This window comes from Variovorax trehalosi (genome assembly GCF_051216415.1).
Taxonomy (GTDB): Bacteria; Pseudomonadota; Gammaproteobacteria; order Burkholderiales; family Burkholderiaceae_C; genus Variovorax.
Genome location: NZ_JBPJZG010000012.1, coordinates 104,303 through 124,690, shown reverse-complemented (window position 1 = coordinate 124,690; position 20,388 = coordinate 104,303). Strand labels below are relative to the sequence as shown.

The following is a 20,388-nucleotide window of genomic DNA, read 5'->3' as shown; positions in this document are numbered from 1 at the left end:
TATTCAATGGAGGTAGTGATCGACGAGCAGCGCCAGGAACAGCACGCTCAGGTGGATCAGCGAAAAGCGGAAGGTCTTGCGCGCGAGCGTGTCGGAGTAATTGCGCCAGAGCGCAAAGGCATAGCCCGTGAAACCGATGCTCACGGCCACGGCGACCGCAAGATACAGCCAGCTGCTCATGCCGTAGATGAAGGGCATGAGGCAGGCCGCGAAAAGAATGAAGGTGTAGAGCAGCACCTGCAGCCGCGTGAACTCGTTGCCGTGCGTGACCGGCAGCATCGGCAGGCCCGCCTTGCGGTAGTCCTCGACGCGGTAGAGCGCGAGCGCCCAGAAATGCGGCGGCGTCCACAGGAAGATGATGAGAAAGAGGATCAGCGCCTCGGGCCCCACGTCGCCCGTCATCGCGGCCCAGCCCAGCACCGGCGGCATCGCGCCCGAGGCGCCGCCGATCACGATGTTCTGCGGCGTCAGCGGCTTGAGGATCACGGTGTAGACCACCGCATAGCCGACGAAGGTGGCGAAGGTCAGCCACATGGTGAGCGGGTTGACCGTGAACCACAGCAACGCCGACCCCGCCGCGCACAGCAGCGCCGAGAACACGAGTGCCTGCAGATCGCTGAGCTGCCCGCGCGCCGTGGGGCGCCAGGCGGTGCGCTTCATCTTGGCGTCGATGCCCTTCTCCACCAGGCAGTTGAACGCCGCCGCCGCGCCGGCCACCAGCCAGATGCCGATGCAAGCGAGCACCGCGCGCTGCACGTCGAACCACGAGGGCAGCCCGGGCACGGCCAGCACCATGCCGATCAGCGCGCAGAACACGATCAGCTGCACCACGCGCGGCTTGGTCAGCGCGTAGAACTGGCGCAGCACGTTGGCGGTGCTCGTGTGCTGAACGGGGATCGGGGTGCTCACGCGGGGGCTTTCTTCGAGGTGGGGGTCGTGGAGGTGCCGCGTGCATTGTCGTCGGCGCGCGCCGTGGCCGTCGCGGCGGCTTCACGGCGGCTCTCGCACAGCGCCCAGGTCAGCACCACCGCGAGCGCCGCGGCACCGCCGGTGTGGAGCACGGCGGCCGCCAGCGGCCAGCCGAGCAGCACGTTGCCGAGGCCCGTGGCGAGCTGAAGCAAAGCCAGACCGGCCAGCCAATGGGCCTGCGGGCGCAGTGTGTGGATGCGGCGCAGGCGCCACGCGAGCACGCCCAGCGCGACGAACACCGCGTACGCCATCAGCCGATGCGCATAGTGGATGGCAGTGAGTGCAGAGAAATCGAGCGGCTGGCCCTCGCCGGTCACGCCGAGGTGGCGCCAGATCTCGAAGCCCTGCGCGAAATTCATCGGCGGCCACCAACTGCCCTGGCAGGTTGGGAACTGAGTGCAAGCGAGCACGGCGTAGTTGGTGCTGACCCAGCCGCCGAGCGCGATCTGCAGCACGAGCAAGACGGAGGTCGCGATCAGGCCGTTGCGCAGGGCCGGCGACACCGGGGTCGGCAAGCGGTCTGCGGCAACCTGCCGGTAGCGAACCGCCTGGATGCACAGCAGTGCGAGCAGCACGATGGCGCCGAGCAAGTGCAACGTGACGATCGCGGGGAAGAGTTTCCAGGTGACGGTCATGGCGCCGAAGGCGCCCTGCAGGCACACCCAGACCAATGTCGCAGCAGGCCACCATGCGCTGAGCGTGGCGTGGTCGCCGTCCGCTGTCGACACAGGCTGGCGCAACTGGCGCCGCCGCACGATCCAGGTCGCACCGGCCAGCGTCAGGATCAGCACGCCCACGCCTGTCGCCAGATAGCGATGGACCATCTCCACCCATGCCTTGCTGTGCGTCACCGGCCCGGTCGGCTGGGCCGATTGCGCCATCGCGATCTCGTGCCGCGCGCCGACCGGGCTGGCGTTGCCGTAGCAGCCGGGCCAATCGGGGCAACCGAGACCGGAATCGGTCAGGCGCGTGAAGGCGCCGAACAGCGTGAGATCGAAGGTGAGGAACAGCGTGAGCACCGTCAGCGCATGCAGCCGCCGCGCCGGGCCGTGCCCCGCGTTGCGGCGCCACACCCAGACCAGCGGCCCGAGCGCGATCAGCACGCCGGCCGCCATCAGCCAGGCGATCGGTGTGAGGTCGTACAGGGAGCTCGTGTCCGTCATGGGCAGGTCAGCGGCCGGGTTCGTCCCACGAGGAGGAGGCGCGCAGCAGGCGATCGATGTCGCGCTTGGCGCGGCTCGCGCCCGCGGCGTCCATGCGCGCGGGGAAACGCATCATCCAGTTGCCCATCGGGTCAACCACGAAGAGGTGTTCGGCGAGGGCGTGGCCCGAAACGGGGGCAAGCCACTTGGCCAGCTGGTCAGCCGGCACGCGCAGCACCGTCGCGCCATGCAGGCCATTGTTCAGTCGCTCGGGGATGGGTGCGGCATCGCTCACGAGCCAGACGCGGTCCATGCGGTCCTTCTCGCGGCCGAGGCTTTCGCGAAGCTGCCGCTGCAGGTAGAGCTGCTGCTCGCACAGCGCGTCGCAGGCCGCATCGGCCACCGCGACCAGCAGCCACTGGCCCTTGAGCGTGGCGACGTCGACCGGCGCACCGCTGCGGTCGGTGGCGGTCAGCCCGGGCAGTTCGCGCTGCGGGTTGATCAGCTCGCCGTAGACGCTGCGGCCTTCGGGGCGGATCACGTAGTAGGTGAAGTACGACGCGATGACGGGCGCGGCGCACATCAGCAGCACCGCGATCATCTTCCAGCGTCCGACGACCGTGCGCCGGCCCTCGGCGCCGTCGAGCGCCGCCTGGTTGGGCGACGGCATCGAATGCACCGTCAGGCCCAGCGGTTCGTCAGAGGCGGCGTTCATCGCGTGCGCGGCGCCGCGAGCGGCGGAAGGGGGTGATGAATTGGAACCAGACATAGAGGATGACGACGAGGGCCGAAAGGCCGAACCACTGGAATGCGTAACCGTAGTGCCTCTCCAAGCCCAGCGCCGGGGCCGGCCAGTCGCGCTGCAGGCCCTCGGAGGCCGGCCCGGTCTGCTGCAGCGACACATCGGTTCGCAGCGGCAGCTTGGTCTCGGCACGGAACGCCTCCAGGTCGAGATTTTGCCGGATGGACGAAGACCCCTCGGCAGCCGGTGCTGGCGCAGCGGCGGAAGCCGCTGGAGCGGGCGTGGACGCGGCGGCTGCCGGCGAGCCCAGTTCGAGCAGATGGCTCGGCGGCGGCTCGATCAGACCCGTGACCTCGACGATGCCGGCGGGCGTCTCGACCGCCCCCAGCTTCGTGCGGTCGACGAAATTGCGCTGCACCCAGCCGCGCTGGATCATCACCGTCTGCTCGGTGCCTTCGAGCGCGAACGGCGTCAGCACGTAGAAGCCGGGCACGCCGTGCATCTGGCGGTTGTCGAGATACACCGTCTGCGGCGTGAGCCAGAGGCCGCGCAGGCGCACCGGCCGGTGCAGCGCATCGCTCGCCTGAGGAAGCGCGAGGAATTCGGTCTGGTCGAGCGCGGGCTTCTGTTTTTCAGCATCGATGCTGGCCTGCAGCGCTTCTTTCTGCGCGGCGCGCGACAGCTGCCAGCGGCCCAGCGAGACGGTGGCGGCCACCGTCAGGATGGCCGCGATGGTGACGATCCAGAAGCGGCCGCGGCGGCGCGGTGCTTCGGCGTTCAGGGGTTCAGGGATCACTGGAGAGGACGGGGCGTGCGGCCGATAATGCGGGTCATGAAATATCTCGTCGCCCTGGTGTTCCTGGGCATCTTCGCGAGCCTCGGATTTGCGCTGTACTTCATGCTGAAGGACGGGCGCAATGGGCGCGCCAAGAGCGGCGGCATGGCGCGCGCCCTCACCTTTCGGATCGGCCTGTCGGTGTTTTTGTTCCTCTGCATGCTGCTCGCCTGGAAACTCGGCTACATCCAGCCCACCGGGCTCCCGCTCGGCAAGTAGATGGTGCTCGTTCCAGGAGAACCATGAAAAAGGCGCCTTGCGGCGCCTTTTTTCTGGAGTGACGCGAGGCTCTTCGCTCAAAGCCAGTAGACCAGCATGTAGAGGCCCAGCCACACCACGTCCACGAAGTGCCAGTACCAAGCCGCGCCTTCGAAGCCGAAGTGACGCTCGGGCGTGAAATGGCCCTTCTGCAGGCGCAGCGTGATGAACAGCAGCATCAGCATGCCGATGAACACATGCAGGCCGTGGAAGCCGGTCAGCATGAAGAAGGTCGAGCCGTAGGTGCCCGAGCTGAGCTTCAGGTTCAGTTCGGTGTAGAGGTGGTGGTACTCGTAGCCCTGCACGCCCAGGAAGACGATACCCAGCAGCACGGTGAGCCACATGAAGCGGATGGTCTGCGCACGATGGCCGGCCCGCAGCGCGTGGTGGGCGATGGTGAGCGTCACGCCCGAGCTGAGCAGCAGCGCGGTGTTGATGGTGGGCAGCCAGAACGGCCCCACGGTCTGGAACGGCTCGACGATGTCGGCCGGCGAAGCGGTTGCACCGGCGGCCACGCTGGGCCACACGGCCTTGAAGTCGGGCCAGAGGATCGCGTTGTCCAGGCTTCCGAGCGCCGGCAGCGAGTGGGTGCGGGCCCACCACAGCGCGGTGAAGAAGGCGCCGAAGAACATCACTTCCGAGAAGATGAACCAGCTCATGCTCCAGCGGAACGAGAGATCGATCTTGTGGCCGTACTGCCCGCTCTCGCTTTCGCCGATGGCCGCACGGAACCACACGAAGAGCGTGGCGAGCCAGCCGACCATGCCGGCCGCGAGCGACCAGGCGCCCCACTCGTGACCGTTGATCCATTGCGCCGCACCGAGGATCACGAAGAACAGGCCGGTCGCCGCCATGACCGGATAGGCCGATGGTCCGGGCACGAAGTAGTAGGGCGTGGTGCCGTGGGTGGTTGAACTCATATCAGCTCCTGGCTTTCTTTCTTCTCTCGATTCAATGGATTCTGCTTGTCGTGGGTTTCGTCAGGCCGTGGCAACCACATGCCGCACCAGCAGCACCAGCCCGACGACGAAGACGATCACTGCGACGAATGCCACCGCAATGATGTGCAACGGATTCAGCTTTCCCAGGTCTTCCTGGTAGGCGCTGTTCTTGCGAACGCCGAAGAACGACCAACCGACCGCCTTGATGGTGTCCCACAGCGTGGCCTTCTTGCCGTTCGGACTCACGAGCGCGGCTCATTGACGGTGCTCGTGACTGCGGCCACCGGCGCCGCCGGCGTCTTGCCGCCCACCTCGAAGAAGGTGTACGACAGCGTGATGGTCTTCACGTCCTTGGAGATCTTCGGGTCGATCACGAACGCGACCGGCCACTGCTTCTTCTCGCCCGGATCAAGCGTGTACTGGTTGAAGCAGAAGCACTCGAGCTTGTTGAAATAGGGCGCGGCCTGCTGCGGCGCGTAGCTCGGAATGGCCTGCGCGGCCATGCGGCGGTTCTGCACGTTCTGGAATTCGTAGATCACCGTGTTGAGCTGGCCCGGATGCACCTCGATGGTCCGCTCCGCGGGCTTGAAGTCCCAGAGGCCGCCGCGCACGTTGGAGTCGAACTCGACCTTGATCGTGCGGGTCATGTCGACCTGCGTGTTGTCGGGCACGCGCACGTTCTTGCCGCCGCTCGCACCGCCGGGCACCTCGAGCTCGGAGAGCGCAAGGATGTTGATGCCGGTCATCTCGCAGATCGCGCGGTACATCGGCACCAGCGCATAGCCGAAGGCGAACATGCCGCAGGTCACGACGGCGAGCTTGCCGACCATGCGCACATTGGCGCGGCGGATGCGTTGGCCGAGACTCATGCGTGCTGCTCCGGTTCGGTTGGCCAGCGGTCAGCGACCGCTGAAGAAGACCATGCGCGCGATGAAACCGATGAAGAAGATCACCGCGATGGAGGCCAGCGTGAGCCCCATGCGACGGTTGTTCTTTCTTTGCTCAGGCGTCGTCATCGTCGTGCGGTCGATCAACCAATCACCTTGGTGGCGGTCGGATCGAGCTTGGGCGGGTTCTCGAAGGTGTGGAACGGCGCCGGCGACGGCACTTCCCACTCGAGGCCTTCAGCTGCTTCCCACGGCTTCTGCGAAGCCTTCTCGCCCTTGCCGCGCATGGTCGGCAGCACGATGAAGAGGAAGAAATACAGCTGGGCGAAACCGAAGAAGAAGGCACCGACCGACGCGAGCGCGTTGAAGTCGGCAAACTGCATCGGGTAGTCGGCGTAGCGTCGCGGCATGCCGGCCAGGCCTAGGAAGTGCATCGGGAAGAAGGTCACGTTGAACGAGATCAGCGACCACCAGAAGTGCACCTTGCCGCGCGTTTCGTTGTACATCACGCCGGTCCACTTGGGCACCCAGTAGTAGAAGCCCGAGAACATGGCGAACAGCGAGCCGGCCACCAGCACGTAGTGGAAGTGGGCCACCACGTAGTAGGTGTCCTGCAGTTGCGTGTCGATCGGCGCGACCGCGAGGATGAGGCCCGTGAAGCCGCCCATCGTGAACACGAAGATGAAGCCGACCGCGAACAGCATGGGCGTCTCGAAGGTCATCGAGCCCTGCCACATCGTGGCGATCCAGTTGAAGATCTTCACGGCCGTGGGCACCGCTATCAGCATGGTCGCGTACATGAAGAACAGCTGGCCGGTGAGCGGCATGCCAGTCGTGAACATGTGGTGCGCCCACACGATGAACGACAGGATGGCGATCGACGAGGTGGCGTACACCATCGAGGCGTAGCCGAAGAGCTTCTTGCGGGCGAAGGCCGGCACCACCTGGCTGATGATGCCGAAGGCCGGCAAGATCATGATGTAGACCTCGGGGTGGCCGAAGAACCAGAAGATGTGCTGGTACATCACCGGGTCGCCGCCGCCGGCGGGGTTGAAGAAGCTGGTGCCGAAGTGGCGGTCGGTCAGCGTCATCGTGATGGCGCCTGCGAGCACGGGCATCACGGCGATCAGCAGGTAGGCGGTGATGAGCCAGGTCCAGCAGAACATCGGCATCTTCATCAGCGTCATGCCGGGGGCGCGCATGTTGAGGATGGTCACGATGATGTTGATCGAGCCCATGATCGACGAGGCGCCCATGATGTGCATCGCGAAGATGCCGGCGTCCATCGAGGGGCCCATCTGCAGCGTGAGCGGTGCGTAGAGCGTCCAGCCTGCCGCCGGCGCGCCGCCGGGCATGAAGAACGAACCCACCAGCATCAGCGCCGCGGGAATCAGCAGCCAGAAGCTGAAGTTGTTCATGCGCGCGAACGCCATGTCGGACGCGCCCACCTGCAGCGGGATCATCCAGTTCGCGAAGCCCACGAAGGCCGGCATGATGGCGCCGAACACCATGATCAGGCCGTGCATGGTGGTGAACTGGTTGAACAGCTCGGGGTTCACCAGTTGCAGGCCGGGCTGGAACAGCTCGGCGCGGATCAGGAGGGCCAGGATGCCGCCCACCATCAGCATCGTGAAGCTGAACAGCAGGTAGAGCGTGCCGATGTCCTTGTGATTGGTCGCGAACACCCAGCGGCGCCAGCCGGTGGGCGCGTGGTGGTCGTGATGCTCGTCGTGTGCGTGGTCGCCGTGGGCGTGACCGTGGGGGTCGAGGACTGCACTCATTTCGTTGTTCCTTGCAATTTCTTCTTCGCGGGGCGCTGCTGCTGGCGAATCACTTGCCGCGCAGGGCCAGCACTTCGGCCGGCTGCACCAACTGGCCCGTCTTGTTCGACCAGCTGTTCTTGGTGTACGTGGCCACTGCCGCGAGGTCGGTGTCGCTCAGCTGTTTCCAGGAAGGCATCGCGCCGTTGTTCTGGCCGTTGAGCAGCACTTCGAGTTGCACCTTGTGATCGGCTGCAACCACCTTGGCCGAGCCGTCGAGCGGCTTGATCGGGCCTGCACCCTTGCCGTTGGCCTGGTGGCAGGCGGCGCAGTTGGCGGCGTAGACCTTCTCGCCGCGAACCAGCATCTCGGGCAGCGCCCAGACCTTGGTCGGATCGTCGAGTTTGGCGGCGGCTTCCTTGCGCTTGGCGGCAACCCAGGTCGTGTAGTCGGCGGCCGAGACCACCTTCACGTGGATCGGCATGTAGGCGTGTTCCTTGCCGCACAGTTCCTGGCACTGGCCGTAGTAGTCGCCCACGGTCTCGGCGCGGAACCAGGTGTCGCGCACGAAGCCGGGGATCGCGTCTTGCTTGAGGCCCAGCTGCGGCACGGCGAACGCGTGGATCACGTCGTTGGCGGTGGTGATGATGCGGACCTTCTTGTTGACCGGCACGACCAGCGGGTTGTCGACCTTGAGCAGGTAGTCGTCGGGCATCGCGCCCTTGGCGCCCGCGTCGGACATCGCGCGCTGCGAGCTGTCCAGCGTGGAGATGAAGGCCAGGCCCTCGCCTTCGCCGTTCAGGTAGTCGTAGCCCCATTTCCACTGGTAGCCCGTGGTCTTGATCGTGAGGTCGGCGTTGGTGGTGTCCTTCTGGGCCACCAGCACCTTGGTGGCGGGCAGCGCCATCACGATCACGATGAGGAAGGGCACGATGGTCCAGATGACCTCGACCACCACCGATTCATGGAAGTTGGCGGCCTTGTGGCCCACCGACTTGCGGTGCTTCCAGATCGAATAGAACATGACCGCGAACACGGCGACGAAGATGACCGTGCACAGAATCATCATGATCGTGTGGAGCAGATGCTGCTCCTGCGCGATCTTGGTCACCCCGACCGGAAGATTCAACTGGCGAACCGAAGGGCCGCCGGGCAGATCGTTGACTGCGTGCGCCGCGCTGCTGAAAGCCGCGCCGGCCGCCAGCAACAGATTCGCCGGCCTGTACTTGTTGCGCCAAATGCTCTTCATCGTGTTCACGTTTCTTCAATTTTTTCGACAAACCCAACCGTGCAGCGCTGCGCAAGCCGCTTCAAGCGCCACGCAACGCCATGCGAATCTCGCGCGCCAATGCTGCACGCAACTCCGGGCGTACATAGCGCCCCACCCTGACCGATCGACCCTGTCCCGAGACCTCGATCAGCGAGCGATCGCTGGTCTGCGGTTCGATCCGCACCTGGTGCGGAAGAAATTCCGTGCGTTCGTAGTGCCCACCGTCCTCGAGCTCCACGACCAGCCGTCCACCCTGCAACGCGATCCGTTCTCCATCGGTCGCATGCCGCGCGTACAGCATGAAAGCGAAACCCACCGCGGCCAGTTCGAGCCAGGCGAATGGCAGCACCAGCGGCGCACCGTGCAGCCAGAACACCGTACCGATACCGAGCGATACCACGCACAGCGACGCGTAGAGCCAGCCCAGCTGGCTCGGGGTCACCGAGCAGTTCCGCTTCAGGAACCAGTGGATGCTCTGGCCTGAAACGGTGGCAAAACGAAACACGGAATTCGACACGGGCGAGTTCAGCAAATCGGTGCGTCGATGGTCGCCAAACCCTTCGTACAAACAGGATCCGACAGGCCCTCGATCGCGGGACAATACCCGCGAGTTTCACGCAACGGCGGATTGTAGCGGGTAGATACCGGCGCTCGCAGGCCCTGTGGGACGCCTACGGGTCACTACTACTAGGCAATCAGGCGCCTGGCCGACCTCGTTGCAGCATCGAGCGCATCTCGCGCAACGACACCGCGCTTTCGGCCGACAGCGACACGCGCGGCGTCGGCTTGAAGGCATGGCCGTAGATGACCTCGAAGGTCAGCGCGATGTGGCCGTTGCCGCCCTCGGCTGGCGCCAGTTCGGGCAGCGCGCCCTTCAGCGCCTTGTGCCAGGTTTTGCCGCGCAGCGCAGGGAAACGCCCCGGGTGCAGGTTGCGCCCCAACGTGCGCAACTCGGCCAGCGCGGCCTCGGGCGTGGCCCAGGTCAGCACGATGCGCTCCATGTCCATCACCGGCTCGGCGAAGCCGGCATGCACCAGCATGTCGCCCCAGTCGTGCATGTCGGTGTATTCGTGGCCCGCGGCAGGCCAGCCGAGGCGGGCATGCAGTGCGCGCAGTTCGCGCACGGTGTCGGGACCGAGGCACGAGAACATCAGGAAGCCGTCGGTCGCGACCAACTTGTGCCACTGCGAGATCAGCGCCTCGGGATCGGCGGCCATGTGCAGCGACATGTTGGCCCAGAGCAGGTCGACGCCGTCTTCGGGCGGCGCGTCGAAGCGGGCCTTGCCGCCCTGCCAGCGGCGGGCGCTCCACCAGGGCGACGCCAGCGCTTCGCCGGTCTTGCCGGCCAGGGCCGATTCGGGTTCGATCACATAGGAAGCCGCATCGCGGTAGCGGCGCGCCACGAGTTCATGCGCCTCGAGGCCACCTCGCAGCGGCGCCCAGTCGGCCCAGGTACGGGGTTGGGCCTTGATCCATTGCAGCCGGTCTTCCATGCGGCGGCCGATTTCTTCATGCAGCCACGGCGAGCCCTCGGTGGGCGCGAGCCGGCGCCAGCGGGCGGCCGCCGTGGGGTCGATGGTCGGCGGTCTTCTTGCGGGGTCGGTGGCCATGGGGCCGTGAGTATATTGACGCCATGCTCAGCCACCGGGCCCTGAGGCCTTTCACATCCCTGCTCGCACAGCTGCCCAGCCAGTGCGAGGTCTGCCGTGCCTGGCCTTCGCAACCGGTGTGCGACGCCTGCGTCTCTCGCTTTGCCCCGCCGACCATGCGTTGCGGCGGCTGCGCGCTGCCGGTGCCTGAAGGCGTCGCCCGGTGCGGCGATTGCGTGCTGCACCCCCCGCCGCTGGACGCCTGTCTCGCGGCCTGCACCTATGCATGGCCCTGGCCCGACGCCATCGCCGGGTTCAAGTTTCGCGGCGACGCCGGCTGGGCCGGCCCGTTCGCAATCCTGCTGCGCAGTGCGCCCTGGGTGGAGCCGGCGCTGGAGCAATGCGACATCGTGCTGCCGATGCCGCTCGCGCCCGGCCGGCTGCGCGAGCGCGGCTTCAACCAGTCGCTCGAACTCGCGCGCCGCATGGCGCCGGCCAAGACCGACGCGACGCTGCTGCTGCGCACCCGCGAGACCCCGGCACAGAGCGGCCTTGCGCGTGCCGAGCGCCTGCGCAACCTGCGCGGCGCCTTTGCCGTGGAGCCATTGCGCGCGGACGCGTTGCAGGGAAAGCGCGTCGTCCTGGTCGACGACGTGATGACCAGCGGCGCCTCGCTGTTCGCGGCGGCCGAAACGCTCCGGCTGGCCGGCGCCGCGCACATCACCGCAGTCGTCCTGGCCCGCACCGACCCGCCGCGCTGACCGGCCCACGCGCGCCGCCGACAATCGGCGCATGTTCCATATCGTCCTGGTCCACCCCGAAATTCCGCCGAACACCGGCAACGTGATCCGGCTCGCGGCCAACACCGGCTGCGCGCTGCACCTGGTCGAGCCGCTCGGCTTTTCGATGGACGACCGCCTGCTGCGCCGCGCCGGGCTCGACTATCACGAGTACGCCGAGGTGAAGCGCCATGCCGACTGGCAGGCGCTGATCGATGCCGAAAGCCCGGCCGCCGATCGCATGTTCGCCCTTACCACCCGCGGCACGCGCGCCGTGCACGACGTGCGCTTCCAGCCGGGTGACTGGCTCGTGTTCGGCTCAGAGACCAGCGGCCTGCCGCCCGCGGTGCGCGACGGCTTCGCCGAGCCCCAGCGCCTGCGGCTGCCGATGCGCGAGGGACAGCGCAGCCTGAACCTCTCGAATGCGGTGGCGGTGACGGTGTTCGAAGCCTGGCGGCAAAACGGATTCAGCTGACCCTTCGGGCTGCAAGGGCGCATCCGGTCGGCGCAGCGCAGCGTATGGATGACATGCCGGCGCGAAAAGCAGCTACTGCACCCCGCTCCGGCATCGAGTCCCTCAACGCTTTGCCTCAAGGAGTTCCGTCATGAATGCCAAGTCGATTGCCTTCGCGACCTTCGCCACCCTAGCCCTCAGCACCGGTGCCCAGGCCTTCCAGGGTGAACAGAACCCGCTGCCGCCTGCGCCCTTCCAGTCGACGCTGTCGCGCGCCGAGGTGCAAGCCCAGGCCCGCCAGCCGCTGAAGATCAGCAATGGCGGGACCGGCGTGGCCCAGCAGACCAATGGCGACACCGACCGTGCCGCGGTCCGCGCCAGCGCGCTCGGCATCACCCGCCAAGGCGCCGCCACCTACGGCGAAGTGACCGACCGCCGGATGTAAGAAAGAAAACCGCGCTCAGCGGTAGCGGCGCACCACCGACTCGGCGACGCAGGCCGGCTTGGCCGCGCCTTCGAGCTCGATGGCGGTTTCCCAGGTCATCTGGAGGCCGTCGTCGGGAATCGGCTCCGCGGTCAGCAGCTTCATGCGGGCCCGCAGGCGCTTGCCCACCGGCACCGGCGACATGAAGCGCACCCGGTTCAGCCCGTAGTTCACGCCCATGCGCGACTCGACCACGTCGATCGCTACCTCGAAGAATTTCGGCAGCAGCGACAGTGTCAGGAAGCCATGCGCGATCGGCCCGCCGAAGGGGCCGGCCTTGGCCCGCTCGACATCGACGTGGATCCACTGGTGGTCGCCCGTCGCCTCGGCGAACTGGTTGACCTGCTCCTGCGTGACGGTGATCCAGTCGCTCACGGCGACTTCCTGGCCGACGCAGGCGGCGAGATCCTGAAGGGTCTGGAATGTCTTTTTGGTCATGCGGGGCATTCTGGTGCCAAGGGCTTGGGTGCGGCTGTCGGCATCGCGACAACCGGGGTCAGGGAAAACCGGGAGGTCTCGACTTCAGGCTTCGAGCCATTCGCAGATGGGTTGCCACTGTTCGAGGTCGCGCTGCACGCGGCCCGGCGCGATGTCGAACAACGTAAGTCCGCGTGCTGCGAGCTGCACGTAGTTCTGCGTATCACGCAACTCGCCCAGTACCGGCACGCCGAGCCCAGCGATGAATTCATTCAGCCGGTCGGCTGCCAGCGTGCGCGCGTTCACGCGCATGCCCACGAGGCCGATCTTCGTTTTCTCGGCCTTGCGTTGCTCCAGCAGCCGGTCGAGGAAATCACGCGTCGCGTAGATGTCGAAGATGCTCGGCTGCAGCGGCACGATCACCCGGTCGGCCAGCGCCAGCACTTCCTTGAAGCGCCAGCCGTGCAGGCCTGCGGGCGTGTCGAGCACCGCGTGCGTGGTGCCGCGCGGTGGGCGCACCACGGTGCTGTCGCCGGAAGCTTCCCAGGTGGAAATGGGCCGGGCCATCGGCGGGCGCAGGCCCAGCCAGAGCCGCGAGGATTGCTGGCGATCCACGTCGCCCAGCATCACGGCATGGCCGCGGCTCGCAAAGTAACCCGCGATGTTCGTCGCGATCGTCGACTTGCCAACGCCACCCTTGGGGTTGGCGACCAGAACCACCGGCATGGGAATCTCCTCCAGAGCTGGATCAGGGCAGCATCGTAGTGCCTCGCCCTTTTGGGGCCGGTAAATCGTCCCCGGTTGCGCTATGTTCGCGGCATGACGACAACAACATCCCCGGGAACCCCCGCCGAAGAAGCCGGCGGCATCTACGTGATCGCGGCCCACCCCCACTGGCGCGACTCGCGCGTCAATCGCCGCATGCTGGCCGCCGCGCGCGCAGTGCCGGGCGTGGAGGTGAACGATCTCTACGGCAGCTACCCCGACTTCGCCATCGACGTCGAGGCCGAGCAGGCCCGGCTCGCGAAGGCCCGCCTGGTCGTGCTGGTGCACCCGATCCAGTGGTATTCGATGCCGGCGCTGCAGAAGCTCTGGCTCGACGACGTGCTCGCCTACGGCTGGGCCTACGGCCCCGGCGGCACCGCCCTGCAGGGCAAGGACTTCTGGCTGGTCGCCACCACCGGCAGCCCCGAGCCCAGCTACCACCCCCAGAGCTACCACCGCTATTTCTTCGACGCCTTCCTGCCGCCCTACGAGCAGACCGCAGCGCTCTGCGGCATGCGCTTTCTGCCGCCGCTCATCTTCTACGGGGCGCGCAGCGCCGACGAGGTCGAGGTGACGGCGCATGTCGAGACCTACGCCCAACGCCTGGGCAGCTATCCCGACTGGCCCGAGATCGAGGAGATCGACGCCTGCATCGCCTGCCCCGTGCCCGAAGCCGACCGCCCGGCCGAGTCCGACGACATGGGCACAGTGGTGTCCAGCGCCTTCCATTCCGCAATGACCCGGGGCATCGCCTCCATGTCCGCCGCCAACGAAGCCAAGAACAACGACGACAGCAACCGGGAAGGCACGGCCTGAACATGGAACACGCACCCGCCTGGCTGACCAGCAGCCTCATCTATCTGGGCGCCGCCGTGCTGGTGGTGCCGCTGTCGAAGTTCCTCGGGCTCGGCTCGATCATCGGCTACCTCGTGGCCGGCATCGCGATCGGCCCCTGGGGACTGGGCCTCGTGTCCAGCGTGGAGGACGTGCTGCATTTCGCCGAATTCGGCGTGGTGCTGATGCTGTTTCTCGTCGGCCTGGAGCTCGAGCCCAAGCGCCTGTGGAACCTGCGCCGGCCGATCTTCGGCTGGGGCGCGGCGCAGGTACTGAGCTGCGCCGCAGTGCTCTTTGCCGTGGGTTGCGCGGTCGGCGCCGAATGGCGCGTGTCGCTGGTCGCAGCGCTGGGGCTGGCGCTCTCATCCACGGCGATCGCGCTGCAGGTGTTCGGCGAGCGCAACCTGCTCAAGACGCCGAGCGGCCAGGCCGGCTTCTCGATCCTGCTGTTCCAGGACGTGGCGGCGATCCCGATCCTTGCACTGCTGCCGCTGCTGGCCGGTGCATCCGCCGCCGAGCATTCGCTCAGCGGCCTGGACCGCGCGCTCGAGGCGCTGAAGATCGTCGGCGTGATCGCCGGCATCATCCTCGGCGGCCGGCTCTTGCTGCGCCCCCTCCTGCGCTGGATCGCGCGCAGCGACACGCCCGAGATCTTCACCGCCGCGGCGCTGCTGCTGGTGGTGGCCATCGCGGCGCTGATGCAGGTGGTGGGCCTGTCGATGGCGCTGGGCGCCTTCCTCGCCGGCGTGCTGCTCGCGGAAAGCGAATACCGGCGCGAACTCGAGACCGACATCGAGCCTTTCAAGGGCCTGCTGCTCGGCCTTTTCTTCATCGCCGTGGGCATGTCGATCAACTTCGGCGTGCTCATCGCGAGCCCCTGGCTCATGGCCGCGCTGGTGGTCGGCTTCATGGTCATCAAGCTGGTCGTGATCTACGCGCTCGCCAAGGCGATGGGCCTGGCCTACCAGGAGCGGCCGGTGTTCACGCTGCTGCTCGCGCAGGGCGGCGAATTCGCATTCGTGGTGTTCCAGGCGGCGGGGCCCAACGTGCTGCCGCCTGAGATCACGTCGCTCCTGATCGGTGCGGTGGCGCTGTCGATGCTGCTGTCGCCGCTGCTCCTGGTGCTGCTCGACAAGTTCGTGCTGCCGCGCTACAGCCGCAACACCGGTCCGCAGCTGGAAGAAATTTCCGAGCAGCAGGACGCCAAGGTGCTGATCTGCGGCTTCGGGCGCTACGGCCAGATCGTCGGCCGCATGCTGATGTCGCAGGGCCTGCGCGTGACGGTGCTCGACCACGACGCCGACACCGTCGAGGGCCTGCGCCAGTTCGGCTTTCGCGTGTTCTACGGCGACGCGACGCGGCTCGACCTGCTGCGCACCGCGGGCGCCGGATCGGCCAAGGCCATCGTGGTGGCGGTGGACGACATCGAGCAGTCGCTCGAGATCGTCGACCTCGTGACCGAGAACTTCCCGCAGGCCCGCATCATCGCGCGGGCGCGCAACGTGACCCACCTGTTCCAGCTGCGCGATCGCGGTGTGAAGGACATCGAGCGCGAGGTGTTCGAGTCATCGCTGCGCAGCGCCCGTTCGACGCTCGAGGCGCTGGGCTGGCCGGCGCACGAGGCGCGCGAATCGACGATGCGGTTCCGCACGCGGAATATCAAGCTCAGCGACGAGATCTATCCGCACTACAAGGACCGCGCGAAGCTGATCGCGGCCAACAAGGAAGGCCGCCAGCAGTTCGAGGAACAGATGGCGCGCGAGCGCGAGGAGCGGCAGCGCCGCTCGGGGCGCGACTGGGACCGGATCGACGAGAAGGAAGAGGCGGACTCGTAGCCCGCCTTCCTTCTTCCGTTCGTCAGCCTTCCAGCTTCAGCAGCCTGACCGCGTTGCCCTTCAGGATGCCGGGCATCACCTCCGGCTTGAACCCCGCCGCCTCGAAGTCCTTCATCCAGCGGTCGGGCGTGATCAGCGGGTAGTCGCTGCCGAACAGGATGCGGTCCTTCAGCAGCGTGTTCGCGTACTGCACCAGCTGCTTCGGAAAGTACTTCGGGCTCCAGCCCGAGAGGTCGATCCACACATTGGGCTTGTGCGTGGCCACGCTCAGCGCCTCGTCCTGCCAGGGGAAGCTGGGGTGGGCCATGACGATCTGCATGTCGGGGAAGTCGATGGCCACGTCGTCCAGATGCATCGGGTTGCTGTACTCCAGCCTGAGCCCCCCGCCGCAGCGCATGCCCGAGCCGATGCCGCTGTGGCCGGTGTGGAAGATCGCCGGCAAGCCGTATTCGGCGATCACCTCGTAGATTGGCCAGGCCATCCTGTCGTAGGGGTGGTAGCCCTGCACCGTCGGGTGGAACTTGAAGCCCTTCACGCCGTGCTCCTCGATGAGACGGCGCGCCTCGCGCGCGCCCATCTTTCCCTTGTGCGGATCGATGCTGCCGAAGGCAATCATCATGTCGGCGTTGTTTTTCGCGTGCTCCGCGATTTCCTCGTTCGGGATGCGGCGGCGGCCCATGTTCGACTCGGCATCGACCATGAACATCACCAGCCCAATCTTCCTTTCACGGTAGTACGCCACGCTCTCGGCGATGGTCGGGCGGCCGCTCGAGCCGAAGTACTTGTCGGCCGCGCGGTCGTACTCCTCGCCGTAGTTGTCGAACGGGTTCCAGCAGCTCACTTCGGCGTGGGTGTGGATGTCGATGGCGATCAGGTTCCGGTGATCCATGTCGTTGTCTCCAATGCGGGTAAGTCCCTAGGATTCGAGGCGCTCAAATGCCTTGAATTGATTATTTATCATAACCATAATTCGACTCACACTCAAACCCGATCATGACCAATTCCGACCTTCAAATCGACATTCGCGACGACGTCGCCATCGTTCGCCTCGCGCGCGGCGCCAAGCGCAATGCGCTGTCGGACGGCCTGATCCTCGCGCTGCGCGACACCTTCGAGCAACTGCCCTCCACCGTGCGCGCCGCGGTGCTCGACGGCGAGGGCCCACACTTCTGCGCCGGGCTCGACCTGAGTGAACTGAAAGAGCGTGATGCCGGCCAGGGCATGCAGCACTCGCGCCTGTGGCACAACGCGCTCGACCTGATCCAGCACGGCCCGGTGCCGGTGGTCGCGGCGCTGCACGGCGCGGTGGTCGGCGGCGGGCTCGAGCTGGCAAGCGCCTGCCACATCCGCGTGGCCGACCGCTCCACCTTCTACGCGTTGCCCGAAGGTTCGCGCGGCATCTTCGTGGGCGGCGGCGGCTCGGTGCGCATCCCCAAGCTGATCGGCGTGGCGCGCATGATCGACATGATGATGACCGGCCGCGTCTACAACGCCGAAGACGGCGAGCGCGCCAACTTCGCGCAGTACCTGGTCGACGAGGGCACGGCCTTCGACAAGGCTTTCGAGCTTGCGAAGCGCATCGCCACCAACGCGCCGCTCACCAACTACGCGCTGATGCACGCGCTGCCGCGCATCGCCGAGCAGTCGGCCGACCACGGCTTCTTCACCGAGGCGCTGATGTCCGGCATCGTGCAGGCTGCGCCCGAGGCGAAGGCGCGCGTGCGCGATTTCCTCGAAGGCCGCGGCGCGAAAGTGAGCAAGGGATGACCTCCATCCGTTACCGCCCGCTCGCCTTCGGCGTGACCCGCGCAGTGCTGCGCGACGGTGCGCCGGGCACGCAGTACCTGCAGGCCGAGACGCAACTCGAGGCCTACCGCGAACGCATGACCGACCGCCTCGCGCACTGGGCCGAGCATGCGCCCGAGCGCACCTTCATCGCCCGCCGCGAACGGCTGGCCGACGGCAGCACGGGCGACTGGCTGCGCGTGTCGTACGCACAGGCACTGCAGGAAGCGCGCGGCATCGGACAGGCGCTGCTAGACCGCGGCCTGAACGCCGAGCGCCCGGTCGCGATCCTCAGCGAGAACGGCATCGAACACGCGCTGCTCGCCCTCGGCTGCCTCTACGCCGGCGTGCCCTACTGCCCCGTCTCGCCGCCCTACTCGCTCGTGAGCCAGGACTTCGAGAAGCTGCGCCACGTGCTGGACACGCTCACGCCGGGCCTCGTGTTCGCCACCGACGCGGCGCGCTACGGCCGCGCCATCGAAGCCACCGTGCCAGCCGGCACCGAGGTCGTGCTCGCCGAAGGCCGGCTCGAAGGCCGTGCCACCACCGCGTTCCACGCGCTGGCGTCGACGCCCGCAACACCCGCCATCGACGCCGCGATGCGCGCGACCGGCCCCGACACCATCACCAAGTTCCTCTTCACCTCGGGCTCGACCAAGATGCCCAAGGCGGTGATCAACACGCACCGCATGTGGTGCGCCAACCAGCAGCAGCTACGCCAGTCGATTCCCGCCCTGGGCGACGAGCCGCCGGTGCTGGTCGACTGGCTGCCGTGGAACCACACCTTCGGCGGCAACCACAACGTGGGCATCGTTCTGGACAACGGCGGCACGCTCTATATCGACGACGGCAAGCCCACGCTCGCGGGCATGGCCGAGACGCTGCGCAACCTGCGCGAGATCGCGCCCACCATCTACTTCAATGTGCCGACCGGCTTCGAGGCCATCGCGCAGGCGATGGAAAGCGACGCGGTGTTGCGCCGCAATCTGCTGTCGCGCGTGAAGATGTTCTTCTACTCGGGCGCGGCGCTCTCGCAACCCGTGTGGGACAGCCTGCACAAGACGCAAGAAGCCGAGGTCGGCGAGCGCATCGTGATGGGCACGGGCCTGGGCATGACCGAGTCGGGCCCCTTCGCGCTCTACGTGACCGGGCCCGAGGTGAAGTCGGGCGACATCGGCCTGCCCGCGGCCGGCATCGAGATCAAGCTGATCGAGGTCGACGGCAAGACCGAGGTGCGCTACCGCGGCCCCAACATCACGCCCGGCTACTGGCGCGCGCCCGACGCCACGGCGGAGGCGTTCGACGAAGAAGGCTTCTTCTCGACCGGCGATGCGGTGAAGTGGATAGCCGACGACAACATCCACCGCGGCCTGCGCTTCGACGGACGCATTGCCGAAGACTTCAAGCTCGCCACCGGCACCTTCGTGAGCGTGGGGCCGCTGCGCGCGAAGATCATCGCGGCCGGCGCGCCTTATGTGCAGGACGCGGTGCTCACCGGCATCAACCTGAAGGAAGTCGGCGCGCTGATCTTCCCTACGCAGAAGGTGCGGCAACTCGCCGGCCTGGATGCGAGCGCCACGATGCTGCAGGTGCTCGAAAGCGCCCCGGTGCAGGCGCATTTTCAGCAGGTGGCCAACGACCTGGCCGCCATGGGCACCGGCAGCGCCAATCGCATCGCGCGGCTGCACCTGATGGCCGAGCCGCCCTCCATCGACAAGGGCGAAGTGACTGACAAGGGCTCGATCAACCAGCGCGCCGTGCTCAAGCACCGCGCCGCGCTCGCCGACGCGATGCACGCCGGTACGCTGCCTTTCACCCTCGTGCCTCGCTAGACATTCCAGGAGACAACACACCATGAAGATCGAAGGACAAGCCGCCCTCGTCACCGGCGGCGCATCGGGCCTCGGCGAAGCCACTGCGCGCGAACTTGCACGTCTGGGCGCGAAAGTCGCCGTGCTCGACCGCAACAGCGCGCTCGCCGAGAAGGTGGCCGCGGAGATCGGCGGCATCGCCTGCACCTGCGACATCACCGACACCGAGAGCGTCACCGCCGCGCTCGACAAGGCCGCCGCGGCGCACGGTCCCGCGCGCATCCTGATGAACGTAGCAGGCATCGGCAGCGCCAAGCGCATCGTCGGCAAGGACGGCAATCCGGCGCCGCTCGAGGAATTCGTGCGCGTGGTCAACATCAACCTCATCGGCGGCTACAACATGGCGCGCCTCTTTGCCGCGCGGTGCGCCAAGCTCGAAGCGCTCGACAACGGCGAGAAGGGCGTGATGCTCTTCACCGCCTCGGTCGCGGCCTTCGACGGCCAGGTGGGACAGCAGGCCTACAGCGCTTCGAAGGGCGGCCTCGTCGGCATGACGCTGCCGATGGCGCGCGACCTCGCGCAGCACGCCATCCGCGTGTGCACCGTGGCGCCCGGCCTCTTCGCCACGCCGCTGCTGCTGGAGCTGCCCGAAGCCGTGCAGCACTCGCTGGCCGCATCGATCCCGTTCCCGCCGCGCCTGGGCAAGCCTTCGGAATTCGCCGAGCTGGCCTGCCACATCGTGACGAACGGTCACCTCAACGGCGAAGTGATTCGCCTAGATGGCGCCCTGCGCATGGCGCCGCGCTGATTCCAGCCCCAGCAGCAAAAACC

24 protein-coding genes are annotated in these 20,388 nt (G+C 66.9%); 9 read left to right on the top strand and 15 right to left on the bottom strand.

Annotated features, from left to right (window positions below):
* Positions 1-3 precede the first annotated feature (3 nt).
* The 4 genes from cyoE to ACSFA7_RS31935 are packed head-to-tail and all read right to left on the bottom strand — an operon-like array spanning position 4 to position 3,649.
* Complete coding sequence (gene cyoE, locus ACSFA7_RS31950; protein ID WP_435503072.1) at positions 4-909, bottom strand: heme o synthase; 906 nt, start codon at positions 907-909, stop codon at positions 4-6.
* A complete protein-coding gene (locus ACSFA7_RS31945; protein ID WP_435503071.1) occupies positions 906-2,132 on the bottom strand; it encodes a COX15/CtaA family protein in 1,227 nt (408 codons plus the stop codon). The genes cyoE and ACSFA7_RS31945 overlap by 4 nt, the downstream gene beginning before the upstream one ends.
* A 7-nt stretch (positions 2,133-2,139) precedes the next feature.
* Positions 2,140-2,826: a hypothetical protein gene (locus tag ACSFA7_RS31940; RefSeq protein ID WP_435503070.1), complete on the bottom strand. Its 687-nt coding sequence runs from the start codon at positions 2,824-2,826 to the stop codon at positions 2,140-2,142.
* Positions 2,810-3,649 carry an SURF1 family protein gene (locus ACSFA7_RS31935; RefSeq protein ID WP_435503069.1) on the bottom strand — a complete coding sequence of 280 codons (840 nt, stop codon included), beginning with the start codon at positions 3,647-3,649 and terminating at the stop codon, positions 2,810-2,812. Before ACSFA7_RS31935 ends, ACSFA7_RS31940 begins: the two co-directional genes overlap by 17 nt.
* A 27-nt stretch (positions 3,650-3,676) precedes the next feature.
* Here ACSFA7_RS31935 and ACSFA7_RS31930 point away from each other — a divergent pair, with 27 nt between their 5' ends.
* On the top strand, positions 3,677-3,907 hold the full coding sequence (locus ACSFA7_RS31930; protein WP_435503092.1) for a twin transmembrane helix small protein: 231 nt from the start codon (positions 3,677-3,679) through the stop codon (positions 3,905-3,907).
* 77 nt (positions 3,908-3,984) lie between these two features.
* Here the strand turns inward: ACSFA7_RS31930 and ACSFA7_RS31925 are convergent, their stop codons facing one another.
* From ACSFA7_RS31925 to ACSFA7_RS31890, 8 genes are all read right to left on the bottom strand, one after another.
* Complete coding sequence (locus ACSFA7_RS31925; protein ID WP_435503068.1) at positions 3,985-4,866, bottom strand: cytochrome c oxidase subunit 3; 882 nt, start codon at positions 4,864-4,866, stop codon at positions 3,985-3,987.
* 60 nt (positions 4,867-4,926) lie between these two features.
* The gene (locus tag ACSFA7_RS31920; protein ID WP_435503067.1) at positions 4,927-5,133 is read right to left on the bottom strand and encodes a DUF2970 domain-containing protein; all 207 of its coding nucleotides are present in this window, start codon (positions 5,131-5,133) and stop codon (positions 4,927-4,929) included.
* Positions 5,130-5,756, bottom strand: coding sequence for a cytochrome c oxidase assembly protein (locus ACSFA7_RS31915; protein ID WP_435503066.1), 627 nt, complete (start codon positions 5,754-5,756; stop codon positions 5,130-5,132). Before ACSFA7_RS31915 ends, ACSFA7_RS31920 begins: the two co-directional genes overlap by 4 nt.
* Before the next feature lie 30 nt (positions 5,757-5,786).
* The gene (locus ACSFA7_RS31910; protein WP_435503065.1) at positions 5,787-5,903 is read right to left on the bottom strand and encodes a cytochrome oxidase small assembly protein; all 117 of its coding nucleotides are present in this window, start codon (positions 5,901-5,903) and stop codon (positions 5,787-5,789) included.
* A 14-nt stretch (positions 5,904-5,917) separates the two neighbouring features.
* Positions 5,918-7,555 carry a cytochrome c oxidase subunit I gene (gene ctaD / locus ACSFA7_RS31905; protein WP_176659214.1) on the bottom strand — a complete coding sequence of 546 codons (1,638 nt, stop codon included), beginning with the start codon at positions 7,553-7,555 and terminating at the stop codon, positions 5,918-5,920.
* Between the two features lie 49 nt (positions 7,556-7,604).
* Positions 7,605-8,783, bottom strand: coding sequence for a cytochrome c oxidase subunit II (gene coxB / locus ACSFA7_RS31900; protein ID WP_435503064.1), 1,179 nt, complete (start codon positions 8,781-8,783; stop codon positions 7,605-7,607).
* Positions 8,784-8,844: 61 nt separating this feature from the next.
* Complete coding sequence (locus ACSFA7_RS31895; protein WP_206179726.1) at positions 8,845-9,321, bottom strand: DUF2244 domain-containing protein; 477 nt, start codon at positions 9,319-9,321, stop codon at positions 8,845-8,847.
* A gap of 178 nt (positions 9,322-9,499) precedes the next feature.
* Positions 9,500-10,414, bottom strand: a complete 915-nt coding sequence (locus tag ACSFA7_RS31890; protein ID WP_435503063.1) for a class I SAM-dependent methyltransferase — start codon at positions 10,412-10,414, stop codon at positions 9,500-9,502.
* Between the two features lie 23 nt (positions 10,415-10,437).
* Here ACSFA7_RS31890 and ACSFA7_RS31885 point away from each other — a divergent pair, with 23 nt between their 5' ends.
* From ACSFA7_RS31885 to ACSFA7_RS31875, 3 genes are all read left to right on the top strand, one after another.
* Positions 10,438-11,154 carry a ComF family protein gene (locus ACSFA7_RS31885; RefSeq protein WP_435503062.1) on the top strand — a complete coding sequence of 239 codons (717 nt, stop codon included), beginning with the start codon at positions 10,438-10,440 and terminating at the stop codon, positions 11,152-11,154.
* 31 nt (positions 11,155-11,185) lie between these two features.
* Entirely contained in the window at positions 11,186-11,647 is a 462-nt protein-coding gene (gene trmL / locus ACSFA7_RS31880; protein ID WP_435503061.1) for a tRNA (uridine(34)/cytosine(34)/5-carboxymethylaminomethyluridine(34)-2'-O)-methyltransferase TrmL, read from the top strand.
* 130 nt (positions 11,648-11,777) lie between these two features.
* A complete protein-coding gene (locus ACSFA7_RS31875; protein WP_206175343.1) occupies positions 11,778-12,071 on the top strand; it encodes a DUF4148 domain-containing protein in 294 nt (97 codons plus the stop codon).
* Between the two features lie 15 nt (positions 12,072-12,086).
* On the opposite strand, the gene ACSFA7_RS31870 is transcribed toward ACSFA7_RS31875, so the two are convergent.
* Positions 12,087-12,557 (bottom strand): MaoC family dehydratase, encoded by a 471-nt coding sequence (locus ACSFA7_RS31870; RefSeq protein ID WP_042582822.1) that lies wholly within the window; start codon positions 12,555-12,557, stop codon positions 12,087-12,089.
* Between the two features lie 75 nt (positions 12,558-12,632).
* Positions 12,633-13,253 (bottom strand): nucleotide-binding protein, encoded by a 621-nt coding sequence (locus ACSFA7_RS31865; RefSeq protein ID WP_435503060.1) that lies wholly within the window; start codon positions 13,251-13,253, stop codon positions 12,633-12,635.
* Between the two features lie 93 nt (positions 13,254-13,346).
* On the opposite strand from ACSFA7_RS31865, the gene kefF reads away from it, so the two are divergent.
* Both kefF and kefC read left to right on the top strand, forming a co-directional pair.
* Entirely contained in the window at positions 13,347-14,108 is a 762-nt protein-coding gene (gene kefF / locus ACSFA7_RS31860; protein ID WP_435503059.1) for a glutathione-regulated potassium-efflux system oxidoreductase KefF, read from the top strand.
* 2 nt (positions 14,109-14,110) lie between these two features.
* Positions 14,111-15,961 (top strand): glutathione-regulated potassium-efflux system protein KefC, encoded by a 1,851-nt coding sequence (gene kefC, locus ACSFA7_RS31855; RefSeq protein ID WP_435503058.1) that lies wholly within the window; start codon positions 14,111-14,113, stop codon positions 15,959-15,961.
* 22 nt (positions 15,962-15,983) lie between these two features.
* Here the strand turns inward: kefC and ACSFA7_RS31850 are convergent, their stop codons facing one another.
* Positions 15,984-16,850: an amidohydrolase family protein gene (locus tag ACSFA7_RS31850; RefSeq protein ID WP_435503057.1), complete on the bottom strand. Its 867-nt coding sequence runs from the start codon at positions 16,848-16,850 to the stop codon at positions 15,984-15,986.
* A 104-nt stretch (positions 16,851-16,954) separates the two neighbouring features.
* On the opposite strand from ACSFA7_RS31850, the gene ACSFA7_RS31845 reads away from it, so the two are divergent.
* The 3 genes from ACSFA7_RS31845 to ACSFA7_RS31835 are packed head-to-tail and all read left to right on the top strand — an operon-like array spanning position 16,955 to position 20,365.
* Positions 16,955-17,728 (top strand): crotonase/enoyl-CoA hydratase family protein, encoded by a 774-nt coding sequence (locus ACSFA7_RS31845; RefSeq protein ID WP_435503056.1) that lies wholly within the window; start codon positions 16,955-16,957, stop codon positions 17,726-17,728.
* On the top strand, positions 17,725-19,578 hold the full coding sequence (locus ACSFA7_RS31840; protein WP_435503055.1) for a feruloyl-CoA synthase: 1,854 nt from the start codon (positions 17,725-17,727) through the stop codon (positions 19,576-19,578). The genes ACSFA7_RS31845 and ACSFA7_RS31840 overlap by 4 nt, the downstream gene beginning before the upstream one ends.
* 22 nt (positions 19,579-19,600) lie before the next feature.
* The gene (locus ACSFA7_RS31835; protein WP_435503054.1) at positions 19,601-20,365 is read left to right on the top strand and encodes an SDR family NAD(P)-dependent oxidoreductase; all 765 of its coding nucleotides are present in this window, start codon (positions 19,601-19,603) and stop codon (positions 20,363-20,365) included.
* Positions 20,366-20,388 lie beyond the last annotated feature (23 nt).

Coding starts and splice junctions, on each gene's coding strand:
- ACSFA7_RS31945 (WP_435503071.1), bottom strand. CDS start 2,132: ATGACGGACACGAGCTCCCTGTACGACCTCACACCGATCGCCTGGCTG.
- ACSFA7_RS31940 (WP_435503070.1), bottom strand. CDS start 2,826: ATGAACGCCGCCTCTGACGAACCGCTGGGCCTGACGGTGCATTCGATG.
- ACSFA7_RS31930 (WP_435503092.1), top strand. CDS start 3,677: ATGCGGGTCATGAAATATCTCGTCGCCCTGGTGTTCCTGGGCATCTTC.
- ACSFA7_RS31925 (WP_435503068.1), bottom strand. CDS start 4,866: ATGAGTTCAACCACCCACGGCACCACGCCCTACTACTTCGTGCCCGGA.
- ACSFA7_RS31915 (WP_435503066.1), bottom strand. CDS start 5,756: ATGAGTCTCGGCCAACGCATCCGCCGCGCCAATGTGCGCATGGTCGGC.
- ACSFA7_RS31910 (WP_435503065.1), bottom strand. CDS start 5,903: ATGACGACGCCTGAGCAAAGAAAGAACAACCGTCGCATGGGGCTCACG.
- ctaD (WP_176659214.1), bottom strand. CDS start 7,555: ATGAGTGCAGTCCTCGACCCCCACGGTCACGCCCACGGCGACCACGCA.
- coxB (WP_435503064.1), bottom strand. CDS start 8,783: ATGAAGAGCATTTGGCGCAACAAGTACAGGCCGGCGAATCTGTTGCTG.
- ACSFA7_RS31890 (WP_435503063.1), bottom strand. CDS start 10,414: ATGGCCACCGACCCCGCAAGAAGACCGCCGACCATCGACCCCACGGCG.
- ACSFA7_RS31885 (WP_435503062.1), top strand. CDS start 10,438: ATGCTCAGCCACCGGGCCCTGAGGCCTTTCACATCCCTGCTCGCACAG.
- trmL (WP_435503061.1), top strand. CDS start 11,186: ATGTTCCATATCGTCCTGGTCCACCCCGAAATTCCGCCGAACACCGGC.
- ACSFA7_RS31875 (WP_206175343.1), top strand. CDS start 11,778: ATGAATGCCAAGTCGATTGCCTTCGCGACCTTCGCCACCCTAGCCCTC.
- ACSFA7_RS31870 (WP_042582822.1), bottom strand. CDS start 12,557: ATGCCCCGCATGACCAAAAAGACATTCCAGACCCTTCAGGATCTCGCC.
- ACSFA7_RS31865 (WP_435503060.1), bottom strand. CDS start 13,253: ATGCCGGTGGTTCTGGTCGCCAACCCCAAGGGTGGCGTTGGCAAGTCG.
- kefF (WP_435503059.1), top strand. CDS start 13,347: ATGACGACAACAACATCCCCGGGAACCCCCGCCGAAGAAGCCGGCGGC.
- kefC (WP_435503058.1), top strand. CDS start 14,111: ATGGAACACGCACCCGCCTGGCTGACCAGCAGCCTCATCTATCTGGGC.
- ACSFA7_RS31850 (WP_435503057.1), bottom strand. CDS start 16,850: ATGGATCACCGGAACCTGATCGCCATCGACATCCACACCCACGCCGAA.
- ACSFA7_RS31845 (WP_435503056.1), top strand. CDS start 16,955: ATGACCAATTCCGACCTTCAAATCGACATTCGCGACGACGTCGCCATC.
- ACSFA7_RS31840 (WP_435503055.1), top strand. CDS start 17,725: ATGACCTCCATCCGTTACCGCCCGCTCGCCTTCGGCGTGACCCGCGCA.
- ACSFA7_RS31835 (WP_435503054.1), top strand. CDS start 19,601: ATGAAGATCGAAGGACAAGCCGCCCTCGTCACCGGCGGCGCATCGGGC.